This window comes from Nocardioides caldifontis, assembly GCF_008087345.1.
In the GTDB taxonomy this organism is placed as follows: domain Bacteria; phylum Actinomycetota; class Actinomycetes; order Propionibacteriales; family Nocardioidaceae; genus Marmoricola_A; species Marmoricola_A caldifontis.
This window is the reverse complement of record NZ_VHIB01000008.1, coordinates 587,563-598,566: the sequence shown is the minus strand read 5'-3', so window position 1 is coordinate 598,566 and position 11,004 is coordinate 587,563. Positions and strand designations below refer to the sequence as shown.

Genomic DNA, 11,004 nt, shown 5'->3' with positions numbered 1-11,004 from the left:
CGTGCTGCGGGTCGGCGAGCACCCCGACGGCCTTCGCGCGGCGGGCGTCGAGGGATCCTTGGTGGCCGAGGTCGCCCAGCGCGGCGGCGACGGCGGTGATGGCGTCTTCGAACGCGAGTGCGTCGGGGGTGTCCACGGTGGCCTCGATCCGGCTCGTGCCGTCCGCGACCGGGAGGTCAGCCGGCCCGTTCGGACCGTGGTCGACCCAGACACCCCGTTCTTCGGCGGCTTGGGCGGCGAGCAGCGCGGCGCGGTCGGGGTCGTGGTGGGTGATCGCGGTGTCGACGGCCTTGAGGATCCGCCAGATCGACAGCTGGTGCGCGAAGGGGGCGAGGTGGGCGTCGACGTAGGCGGCGGCCCGGTCGGTGAGCGGGATGGTGTGTTGGGCGATCTTGCGCCCCTTCCAGGCCGGCAGCACCCCGGCCATCACCTGCCGGTAGAGGCGGGGGAGCCGGTCCCGGAGCTCGATGGATTGGCCGACCTGGGCGCGGGTGGCGGCCTCGCTCATGCTGAGCTCGGTGGCCAGCTGGGTGATCGCGAACTCCTGCACCATGAAGCAGCCCTGCCCGTCGAGGCGGAGGCTGCCTTCGACGCCGAGCTCACCGGGGGTGGAGGCGAGCCGTTCGGTGGCCCACTCGGGGACCGGCTGCCCGAGGATGCGGGCCTTGGCGGCGGCGACCTGGGCCTCGTGCTCGGCGGGAGGTTGGGCGAGCAGCACAGGGTCGATCGCGCCCTCGTCGAGCTCCCGGCCGGGGGCGACACGGTGCAGGTCGGCCCAGTGGCACAACGCCCGGAGCTCCTCCGCGGCCGCGACGTCCTGCGCGACCCGGCGACCCCGGATGAACGCCAGAGCCGTTGGGGCGTCCTGGCCCAGCACGTCAGGCTCCACCGGCCGCTCGACCGCACCGTCAGTGCCGGCTGAGTCCCTCGAACTCGCGGTGGGGATGAGCTCGAACGGCTCTGGTGCGGTGGTCTTCATGGGCAGGACGCTACGGACGCCCACCGACAGTCCGTGGGAGTGGTGCAGACCGGTTTTCCCCAAGCAGGGTTGGGGATTCGGTGGTTTCGACAGGCTCAACCACCGAGTGGTTTCGACAAGCTCAACCACCCCTAGGCGGGGTGCACCCCCACCAGGACGCCGATCTTGTCGATGCGGTGCTCGGGGTTGCCGAACTCGTCGGACCAGTAGTTCCCGGCGGCGTGGTCCTCGGGCGTCGCACAGGTCGAGAGGGTGATCATCGCCCGGGTCGGTTCGACTCCCGGCCGGCCGGGGACGGGCGCGGACTGGGCGGTCAAGGAGCGCTCGGAGCGGAACGAGGTCCACCGGGTGCGCCTCACCTCGTAGACGTAGCGCGCGCCGCCCGCCACCACGTGCACCCGCTGGCCGGCGGTGAGCTCCGGCAGCCGCAGGAACGCCTTCGTCGAGGAGAGTCGGTGGGCGGTGACGATGTAGTTGCCGATCCCGCCGACCCCGGTGCCGCCGCCGGGTCCGTGCGGGCTCGCCGCCAGCCCGCCGTCCTGGATATCGGTGCCGGGCGCGTCGTCGGGCGTGCCGCGGTACGGCACCACCCGCAGCCCCGCCACCCCGATCGCCGGGATGTCGAGCACCGCCGGCCGTGGGCGGCCGTCGGAGGAGAGCGGCGGCGTGGGCGTCGCGGAGGCGGGCGATGCGGTCGGGGAGGACGACGGCGAAGGCGACACAGCAGACGGGGACGGGGACGCCGAAGACGGGGACGCCGAAGACGGGGACGCCGAGGAAGGGGACGGGGATGGCGCGGACGACGGCGACGACCCCGCACACCCAGCGAGCAGGAGCAGCGCCGCAGCGGCGGCGGTAGGGAGGAGTCGCATCGCCTCCACGGTACGTCGCCGCACGTTCGCCCCACGGTCACGAACACTCGGGACAATGGAGCGGTGGCGGAGTGTGGCGGCCGCGGAACGAAGGCAGGACGGAAGCGGCTCGTCCTGCCCCTCGTCGGGTGCGTCGTGGTGGCACTCGCCCTCCGCCTGCCGTTCGTGCGCGACCCGCTCGGCAGCGACGAGTCGGGGCTGCTGCTCGTCGTACGCCACTTCGGCTCGGGAGCGACGCCGTACGGCGACTACTGGGTCGACCGCTCGCCGCTCCTCCTCGCGTACTTCTGGCTCGCCGACGAGGTCGCCGGGGCCGACGGCGTGCGGCTCCTCGGGTGCGTGGTGAGCGTCGTGCTGGTGGTCGTGGCGGCGTGGCTCGGCCACCTCCTGGGTGGTCGGCGGGGTGCGGTGTGGACCGGCGCGACCGCCGCGGTCCTCGGCTCGTCGTACGTCATCGCGGGGCACCTGATGAACGGCATGCTGCAGGCGGCGACCCTGAGCCTGTTGAGCTGCGCACTGACGGTCGCCGCCACCAGCGGACAGGGTGGACCAGCGTGGCGTCGCCACGCCTTCCTGGTGGCCGCCGGCGCGTCGGGTGTCGCCGCCGCCCTGGTCAAGCAGAGCTTCGTCTGCGGGCTCGCGTTCGGGGTCGCGGTCGTCCTCGCCTCCCGGCTGTACGGTGACCTCGGCACCCGGCAGACGCTGCGGGCGTTGGGGAGCGGTCTCGTCGGGGTGGTCTCCGTCGTGGCCGCAGTCGTCGGCTGGTCGCTCACCCACGGCGTCTCACCGGGCGAGCTTTGGTTCGCGGTCGTGGAGTTCCGGGTGCTCGCCACGGAGCTGACCAGCGAGACCGCGATGGCCGCCTCCCGGCACCGCATCGACACGCTCGCCGGCGCGTTCCTGGGCAGCGGGCTCGGGTTCCTCCTGGCGGTCCTGGCGGCCGCGCTCCCCGCCCTGCTGCGGGACCCCGACCGGCGCCGATACGCCGTCGGCGTCGGCGTGCTCCTGCTGGTGGCGGTCGCCGGCGTCCTCGGCGGCGGGAGCTGGTGGCGCCACTACCTCGTCCAGCTGGTGCCGGTGGCGGTGCTCGTGGTCGCCCTGGTCGCGCCGCTCGCGAGCCGGTGGGGCAGGGCCGCACGGGCGGCAGTGGTCGTCACGTCGGCTGCGTCCGTCGTGGGCGGTGTGGTGGGGGCCGTGGTGGAGGAGGAACCACCCGACCAGGTGCGGGTGGGCAAGTACCTCGCGGCCGCCGCCGAGCCCGACGACACCGCGGTGGTGACGTGGGGCCACGCCGAGGTGCTTCTCTACGCCGGGCTGGAGAGCCCGTACCCGCACCTGTGGAGCCTTCCCGCCCGCACCCTCGACCGGGACCTCTCCCACCTCACCCGGGTCGTCACCGGCCGCCGCCCGCCCACCTGGCTGGTGGAGTGGCGGTCGTTCTCGTCCTGGGACGGCACGGGGGAGGGAAGGCTGGCCCGCGCGGTCGAGCGGAGGTACCGCCTCGTCGGCCGGCCCTGCGGGCAGAGGCTCTACCTGCTCCGCGGCGTCGACCGGGAGCTGCCGCCGGTCACCTGCGCCCAACGGGAAACGTGAACCGGCGTCAGGCGGCGCCGTTGCACTAGCCTGCGGCGGATGCGACACGGGATCGTGCTGTTCACCAGCGACCGGGGGATCACCCCCGCGGAGGCGGCCCGAGCAGCGGAGGAGCACGGGTTCGACACGTTCTACGTGCCCGAGCACACGCACATCCCGGTGAAGCGGACGGCCGCGCACCCCGGCACCGGCGACGCGACGTTTCCCGACGACCGCTACCTCCGCACCCTCGACCCGTGGGTGGCACTCGCGACCGCCGCCGCCTGCACGAGCCGGATCCGGCTCTCGACCGCCGTCGCGCTGCCGGTCGAGTCCGACCCGATCACGCTGGCGAAGACGATCGCCACTCTCGACCACCTCTCCGGCGGGCGGGTCACGGTGGGCGCCGGCTTCGGCTGGAACACCGACGAGCTCGCCGACCACCACGTCCCCGCCGACCGGCGGCGCACCGTCCTGCGGGAGTGCGAGGAGGCGATGCGCGCGCTCTGGACCCAGGAGGAGGCGTCGTACGACGGGGAGTTCGTGAGCTTCGGCGCTTCGTGGGCCTACCCGAAACCGGTCCAGCCCCACGTCCCCCTTCTGGTCGGCGCCGGCGGCCGGCCGCGGACGTTCGAGTGGATCGCCCGCCACGCCGACGGCTGGATGACCAGCCCGCGCGAGCAGGACGTCACCGCGAAGGTGGAGCAGCTGCGCCTCGCCTGGGCGGACACCGGCCGGCCGGGGGAGCCCGCCGTGCACGTGCTCGCGACGAGCAAGCCGACCGCGGAGCTCCTGGAGGGCTGGGAGGCGGCCGGCGTCACCGAGGCGATCCGGGGGCTGCCCGACCGTCCTGCGGACGAGGTGGTCGCCTTCCTCGGGCGTCACGCGGGACGGCTCGGCCTCCCGTCCGCGACCCCTCAAAGGGAGCCGTGAAGGAGCCGATACTCCTGAACACCACCGTGTCGAGAGGCGTCTCGACGGCGTGACGGTGGGTAGGAAGCGACCCGGAGGTCAGGGGTGGACGTGCACGACAGCGTGACAGGGTGCAGCGAGGGCACCCTCGACGGCTTGATGCGCGCTGCCTACCTGCAGGCGCCGCTGGCGCACGGCTTCGTCGCCCCCGACGGCCACCTTCTCGACGTCAACGACTCGTTCGCCCGGCTGCTCGGCCGCGACCGCGCCGAGGTGGCGGGGCTCCGGCTCTCCGACCTGGTCGCCGAGGGCCACGCATCCCTGACGCGTCCCGGCACCGACGAGCTCGCCGCCGGCCGCTACGAGGTGGCGGTGCGCGGCATCGGCGGCGTCAGCGTGCCCGTCGTGCTCGACCTCTTCGCGATCGACCCGGCCGAGGGGCCCGCGTTCGCGATGGCGGTCCACGACCCGTCGGACCTCCGTGACGTCGGCCAGCGGCTCGAGGCCCAGCAGGCGTTCTTCCGCGGGCTCAACCGCCGGGCATGGGACGTGGCGCTGGTGACCGACGCGCAGGGGACGATCGTCTACGTCTCGCCGTCGGCGCTCGACATCTTCGGCTACGACCCCCTCGAGGTGGTCACCCGCAACGGCTACGAGTTCCTTCTCGAGGAGGACATGCCGAAGGCCGCGGCCGCCCTCCGCGCCGCCCTCGACGGCCCGACGGCGGTCCGCGAGACCGTCCGGGTGCGGGACAGCGCCGGGAAGGTCCGCTGGACCGAGGCCTCGATCAACAACTCGCTCGACGACCCCGACATCGGCGGGCTCGTGATCAACCTGCGCGACATCACCCGCGAGATGGAGGCTCACCTCGCGCTGCGCGAGTCCGAGGCCCGCCACCGGGCGATCGCCGAGACCGCGCAGGAGGGGATCCTGGCCCTGGCCCCGGACGGCACGACGATCTTCGCCAACCAGAAGCTGGCCGACATGGTCGGCCACTCGCTCGAGGTCATCTACGAGCAGGGGCTGTGGCCGACGATCACGCCCAAGGTCGCCGACACCCTGCTGAAGCGGCTCGCCTCGCGGGCCGAGGTGGGGACGGAGCGCTACGAGCTCCCCTTCACCCACCGCGACGGCACCCGTCGCGTGCTCAGCATCGCGGCCACCCCGCTGCCCCTCGAGGACGGCAGGGTCGGCTCGCTGGCGATGGTCGCCGACGTCACCTCCGAACGGAACGCCGTGCGCGAGCTGCGCCGGCAGGCCCTGCACGACCCGCTCACCGGGCTGCCGAACCGCACGCTCTTCACCGACCGCCTCACCGTGGCCGCGGCCCGGCAGCAGCGCGCCGACGACGGCTCCCTCGCGGTCCTCTTCCTCGACCTCGACGACTTCAAGCAGGTCAACGACCGCTTCGGCCACCAGACCGGCGACGACCTGCTGCGCGAGGTCGCGCAGCGGTTCCGCTCCGTGCTCCGGCAGAGCGACACGCTCGCGCGGCTCGGCGGCGACGAGTTCGCGGTGATCTGCGAGGAGACGGGGCTCGAGGAGGCCCAGGCCGTGGGCAAGCGGCTGCTGGGCGCCCTCGAGGAGCCGGTGGTCATCGCCGGCAACGCCCACCCGGTCTCGGTGAGCATCGGTGTCGCGCTGTCGCCGCCCGGGACGCCGGACGAGCTGCTCGGCATGGCCGACGCGGCGATGTACGCCGCCAAGAGCCGTGACAAGGGCCGCGTGATGGTCCACGACCGCACCCTGGCTGCGGCGTCGCGGCGGCAGTCCGAGCTCAGCTCCGAGGTGGGGGCCGCGCTCACCGAGGGGCGACTGTTCGTGGAGTACCAGCCGGTCGTCGACCTCGACCGGGGCGACGTCGCCGGCGTCGAGGCCGTCGTGCGCTGGCAGCACCCCACCCGCGGGCGGCTCCGCGCCTTCGACGTCGTCACCGCGGCGCACAGCGCCGGCATCGACCAGGAGCTCCAGCGCTTCGTCGTCTCGACCGCGGCGCGCGACGTGGCCCGCCTCGTCGAGGCAGGCACGCTGCCGGAGGACTGCTACCTGGGCGTCTACGCGTACTCGCGGCAGCCGGCGCTGCGGGAGGGCGACGAGCTGGTCCGCCGGCTGCGCGAGCAGGGGATCCTCCCCGGTCGTCTCGTCGTGCGGCTCTCCGAGAAGGTCCTCAACGAGGATCCCGACCTGACCGTCAACCGCTCCCGGGACGTCATCTCCCTGGGAGGCCGGGTGGCCCTGGGCGACCTCGGCGCCGGCGCCGGCTCGTTGCTGTGGCTGCAGCGGCTGTGCCCCGACCTGCTCAAGATCGACCGCTCGTTCGTCGTCGGCCTGGGCTCCAACCCCGAGTGCGTCCGGATGGTGCGCGCCCTCGTCGCGATCGCCGGCTCGATCGACGCGCGGACGGGCGCGGAAGGGGTCGAGACCCCGGAGCAGGCCGCGCTCCTGCGCGAGCTCGGCTGCTCGCTCGCACAGGGCGCGCTGTTCAGCGGCCCCGTGCCGGCCACCGAGCTCGGACGGGTCCGCCGGAGCGTGCGGAGCACGTGGCAGGACACCGCTCGCTGACGCGGCGAGGGCTCCGGGTGTGCCCTTGGTCCCGTCCCGGTCCCGTCCCGGTCCCGTCTCTGTCCCGTCTCCGGCCCGGACGGCTCAAGCCGGCGGTGGCACCCGCCGATCCTCTCGGGTGCCTGCCCGCGATCCCGAAAGGCCTCGATGACCACCCCGTCCTCCTCTCCCGCCACCAGCGGGGCCGCGCCTGACTTCGCGGTCGCCGTGCTCGACACCGTCGGGCTCGCGTGCGCGGTCGTCGCGAGGGACACCGGTCGCATCGCCTGGTCGAGCCGGGCGCTCGAGACACTGACCGGCCTCGACCGCGACGCGATCGTGGGCCGCCACGTGGTCGGCACCCTGGTCTCCGACGCCGAAGCCGCGTTCGTGGTCACGTGCGGCCTCGCCGACTCGGGTACGACGGGCCCCGTCACGTTCGACGGCGAGCTGCTCGCCCGGGACGGCAGCGTGCCGGTGGCCTGGACGGTCTCGCCGCTCGCGCAGGACCCCTACCGCGCGACGCACCTGATGCTGGTCGCGGGGGACCAGAGCGACCGTCCGGTGACGCCGGTGATCTTCTCCCACGTCGCCACCTCCATGTTCGGCGTCCCGGTGCTCGCCACCGACAACCTCGGCCGCGTCACCTACTGCAACGCGGGGATGGAGTCGCTGCTGGGCCGGCCTGCCACCGAGCTCCTCGGCGAGGTCCTGCCGGGCGACGTCTTCGACCCCGAGCAGGTGCAGCAGCGCGCCACCAGCGCCGGCGTCGCCTGCGGTCCCGAGCTGTTCGCGGTCGACCCCCGGCGGTTCGAGCGGCGCGGCGACCGGTCGGTCGACCTCGGCGAGCTCGACCGGCGTCGGCCCGACGACGAGCTGGCGCCGCGCCGTCGGCTCCGCGGCCCCTGGGACGACGAGCGGTGCGACTGGACTGTCATCCAGCCCGACGGCGCCCGCACCGTGATCTCGGTCCTGGTCCGCCGGATGAGCGACGCCGTGGGTCGCCAGGTCGGCTTCCTCGCCTGGGCGGTCGACGTGACCGCGGAGCGTCGTACCCACGAGCTGCTGCTCTCCGCCCTCGACAAGGAGCGGGAGGCGGCCCGCCGCCTCTCCGCGCTCGACGAGACCCGCAACGACTTCGTCGCCACCGCCAGCCACGAGCTGCGCACGCCGGTGACGAGCATCCGTGGCTACGCCGAGCTGATGGCCGACGGCGGTGCGGACCTCAGCCCCCGCGGCGCGATGTACGTCGAGGCGATCCTGCGCAACGCCGACCGGCTGTGCGAGCTCGCCGACGACCTGCTGGTCCTCTCCAGCCTCGACAGCGGGAACCCGTCGCTGGCCTCCGACCCGATCGACCTGCGCCAGGTGGTGCAGCTGTGCGTGGACCGGGTCCGCTCCAACGGGCTCACCGCCTCGCTCGACCTCGAGACCGACCTGCCGGACACCGACGTCGAGGTCGCCGGCGACCCGTGCGCGCTCGACCGGGTGGTGATGCACCTGCTGGGCAACGCGGTGAAGTTCACCGAGGCCGGCTCGGTGTCCTGCGCGTTGCGGGTCGAGGGCGACGAGGCCGTCGTCGAGGTCGCGGACACCGGCATCGGCATCCCGGAGGAGGAGCAGGCGGCGCTGTTCACCCGCTTCTTCCGGGCCTCCGCCGCCCACCTGCGCGCCGTCCCGGGCAGCGGGCTCGGCCTCTCCGTGGTGCGGTCGCTGGTGGACGCGCACGGCGGCGACGTGCAGCTCGTCTCCCGCCCGGGCGTGGGCACCCGGGTGACCGTGCGGCTGCCGCTGACGCAGCCGACCGCGGCCGCCGAGCCGGGACTGTTGCGGAGCCCTGCATGACGACCGGCGCGGGCCCCGGCCGGCCCCGGCCCACGGGACTGCCCGCGGTGCCGGCACAGACCGTGCCGTCGCCGGTGGAGCGGAGGGAGCTCCACCCGGCGAACGTGGCCTTGCGGACTGCGAGGGCCCTGCTCCGCGCGGAGGACCGCGACCAGGTGGTCGAGGTGCTCCACGCGGCGGTCGCGGCGCTCGGTGGCGTCGTGGTGCCGGCCGGTGAGGCTCCGGACATCCCGTCGGGACCGGTGACGGTCGACGTGTCGCTGGGCCGCGGTCGGCCGCTGCACGTGGTCCCTGCGCTGCCCACGGAGGAGACCCGGGCCAGGCTCGAGCAGCACCTCCCGGCGCTGGTGGACGACGCCCGGGTGGCGGCCGCCCGCTGCGACCTGCTGGAGCAGGAGAGCCGCTCGGCGAGCACCGACCCGCTCACCGGGGTCGCGAGCCGACGGGCGATCGGCCCGCGGCTCGACGGCGCGGTGCCGGGCGACGTCGTGTGCCTGCTCGACCTCGACCACTTCAAGGCGCTCAACGACCGCGAGGGACACGCCGCGGGCGACCAGGCGCTGCTCCGCTTCGCCACGCTGCTGCGGGCCGGGCTCCGCAAGGAGGACTTCGTCGGGAGGTACGGCGGCGACGAGTTCGTCGTCGTGATGAGCGACGTCCCGAGCTCGGTGGCCGCCGACCGGCTCCAGGAGCTGGTGCGCCTCTGGGCGGAGTCCAACGGCGGCACGTTGACGGTGTCCGCCGGGATCGCCGTCGTCGGCGCGAGCGGGGGAGCGGAGGCGGTCCGGGTGGCCGACGCCGCGATGTACGCCGCCAAGCGCGCCGGCCGCGACACCGTGGTGCCGGGCGACCGTTAGCCGCCCTGCTGCTCCTTGCGGCGCTTGGCCCGCTCGACCGCCTTGTGGGTGCCGTCGCACCAGGGCATCCGGCCCGAGCGGCGGCAGGTGCACACCGCGACCACGGGGCGTGTGACGGCGTGCGAGGCGCCGTCGGCGTCCTGCACCACGTCGGCGCCGCGGACCAGCACCGGGCCGTCCGGGCACGCGGTGACGACGACGGGTCGGCGCTCGGCCGGTGCGGCGGTCACGACGCCACCGCCGTCTCCAGCTCGCGCTCCTCGACGGCGGGCTGCGGCTCCTCGCGGAGGCTGGTGCGCCCCTCGGCCCAGGCGTCGAGCATCGTCTGCCCGGCCACCGACTCGCTGACCAGGTAGGCGGCCGCCCCGAAGAAGAGGTCCTCGACCAGCTCCGGCCGGGCGGCGGCCATCGTGCCGCAGATGTCGCGGAACGCCAGCTGCTCGTGCACCGCGTCGGCCTCGACGTGCTCGTCGAAGTAGACGCTCACCGCGTCCGGGAGCCCGAGCCGGCGGCACCCGCCGGCGACCTTGCGGCACGGCTCCGAGCTCGTGGCCTCGAAGGCCCCGAGGTGGCCCATCGAGGCGGCCGCGAGCGACCGGCGCAGCGCGAACAGGTTCATGACGTTGGTGACGGCGAGCGTCGGCGCGGGAACCCGGTCGACGTAGGTGCCGTACTCGGAGGAGAGCCCGAGCGCGTCGAGCCCGCCGGCGAACAGCGCCTGGTGCAGCTGGTCGGGGCGGCCGGCGCCGTACTCGTCGTACTGGAGCTCGGCGAGCGCGACCTTGGCGCGCCCCTGGAGCCGGGGGAGCACGAACGACTGCGGGTCGGACTCCTTGAGGTGGTAGACGCTCTTGTGGACGAGGTACTCGCGGAACTCCTCCTCGGTCGCCTCGCGCTGCATGTACGACGACAGCGGGGCGCCCGGCACCGACTCGGTCAGCGCGAAGAGCCGGCTCGCGACATCGCCCTTCGCGCCGAGGGCCTCCTGGACCCACGGGGCGGTGGCGAACCGGAGCTGGGCGAGCAGCCGGTCCTCGAGGGCGCGACGGACCTGGAGCAGCCCCGGGTCCCACTCCCAGTCGTCGTCGACACCCTCGAACCCGCGGTAGTGCAGCTCGTAGAGCACCCACAGCGTCAGCTGCACGTCCTCGTCGGTCAGCAGGTCGACGTCGTCGGGGATCAGCTCGACCTCGCGCACCAGCGCGGTCTCGTCCAGCAGGTCGCGGCCACCCAGGACGGCGACCAGCGCCGTGCTCAGGGGCCCGCGTGCATGCGGCAGGTACATCGACACTCCTCGGGTAGAGCCGCCGGTGCGGCGCACTGGGTGATTACCCGGTGCACCCGGCGGTAACCACCGCGCCGCAGGCGGGGGACGAGGCGATCGTCTCGTCGCGCCACGCCTGGGGCGTCGTTTCTCGCCAGGCGG

At 74.1% G+C, this 11,004-nt stretch carries 9 protein-coding genes; 5 read left to right on the top strand and 4 right to left on the bottom strand.

Annotation, left to right across the window (positions count from 1 at the left end; translation table 11 throughout):
* The coding region (locus FIP57_RS17145) for a 13E12 repeat family protein (protein WP_238993542.1) at positions 1–979 on the bottom strand (979 nt) is incomplete at its 3' end.
* Between the two features lie 131 nt (positions 980–1,110).
* On the bottom strand, positions 1,111–1,608 hold the full coding sequence (locus FIP57_RS17140) for a class E sortase (RefSeq protein WP_238993541.1): 498 nt from the start codon (positions 1,606–1,608) through the stop codon (positions 1,111–1,113).
* A gap of 306 nt (positions 1,609–1,914) precedes the next feature.
* Here FIP57_RS17140 and FIP57_RS17135 point away from each other — a divergent pair, with 306 nt between their 5' ends.
* From FIP57_RS17135 to FIP57_RS17115, 5 genes are all read left to right on the top strand, one after another.
* Entirely contained in the window at positions 1,915–3,444 is a 1,530-nt protein-coding gene (locus FIP57_RS17135) for a hypothetical protein (RefSeq protein WP_148574713.1), read from the top strand.
* 39 nt (positions 3,445–3,483) lie between these two features.
* Positions 3,484–4,356, top strand: coding sequence for an LLM class F420-dependent oxidoreductase (locus tag FIP57_RS17130; RefSeq protein WP_148574712.1), 873 nt, complete (start codon positions 3,484–3,486; stop codon positions 4,354–4,356).
* 90 nt (positions 4,357–4,446) lie between these two features.
* Positions 4,447–6,897: a bifunctional diguanylate cyclase/phosphodiesterase gene (locus tag FIP57_RS17125; protein ID WP_148574711.1), complete on the top strand. Its 2,451-nt coding sequence runs from the start codon at positions 4,447–4,449 to the stop codon at positions 6,895–6,897.
* Positions 6,898–7,044: 147 nt separating this feature from the next.
* Positions 7,045–8,721 (top strand): PAS domain-containing sensor histidine kinase, encoded by a 1,677-nt coding sequence (locus FIP57_RS17120; protein ID WP_148574710.1) that lies wholly within the window; start codon positions 7,045–7,047, stop codon positions 8,719–8,721.
* Positions 8,718–9,578, top strand: a complete 861-nt coding sequence (locus tag FIP57_RS17115) for a GGDEF domain-containing protein (RefSeq protein WP_148574709.1) — start codon at positions 8,718–8,720, stop codon at positions 9,576–9,578. The genes FIP57_RS17120 and FIP57_RS17115 overlap by 4 nt, the downstream gene beginning before the upstream one ends.
* Here FIP57_RS17115 and FIP57_RS17110 read toward each other — a convergent pair.
* Together FIP57_RS17110 and FIP57_RS17105 are read right to left on the bottom strand one after the other, a co-directional pair.
* A complete protein-coding gene (locus FIP57_RS17110; protein ID WP_148574708.1) occupies positions 9,575–9,808 on the bottom strand; it encodes a CDGSH iron-sulfur domain-containing protein in 234 nt (77 codons plus the stop codon). The genes FIP57_RS17115 and FIP57_RS17110 overlap by 4 nt on opposite strands.
* Positions 9,805–10,863 (bottom strand): iron-containing redox enzyme family protein, encoded by a 1,059-nt coding sequence (locus FIP57_RS17105; protein ID WP_148574707.1) that lies wholly within the window; start codon positions 10,861–10,863, stop codon positions 9,805–9,807. The genes FIP57_RS17110 and FIP57_RS17105 overlap by 4 nt, the downstream gene beginning before the upstream one ends.
* Between the last annotated feature and the right edge of the window lie 141 nt (positions 10,864–11,004).

What these genes read in the sequence shown, in the direction of transcription:
- FIP57_RS17120 (WP_148574710.1), top strand. Translation starts at nt 7,045, where the DNA reads ATGACCACCCCGTCCTCCTCTCCCGCCACCAGCGGGGCCGCGCCTGAC.
- FIP57_RS17130 (WP_148574712.1), top strand. Translation starts at nt 3,484, where the DNA reads ATGCGACACGGGATCGTGCTGTTCACCAGCGACCGGGGGATCACCCCC.
- FIP57_RS17115 (WP_148574709.1), top strand. Translation starts at nt 8,718, where the DNA reads ATGACGACCGGCGCGGGCCCCGGCCGGCCCCGGCCCACGGGACTGCCC.
- FIP57_RS17105 (WP_148574707.1), bottom strand. Translation starts at nt 10,863, where the DNA reads ATGTACCTGCCGCATGCACGCGGGCCCCTGAGCACGGCGCTGGTCGCC.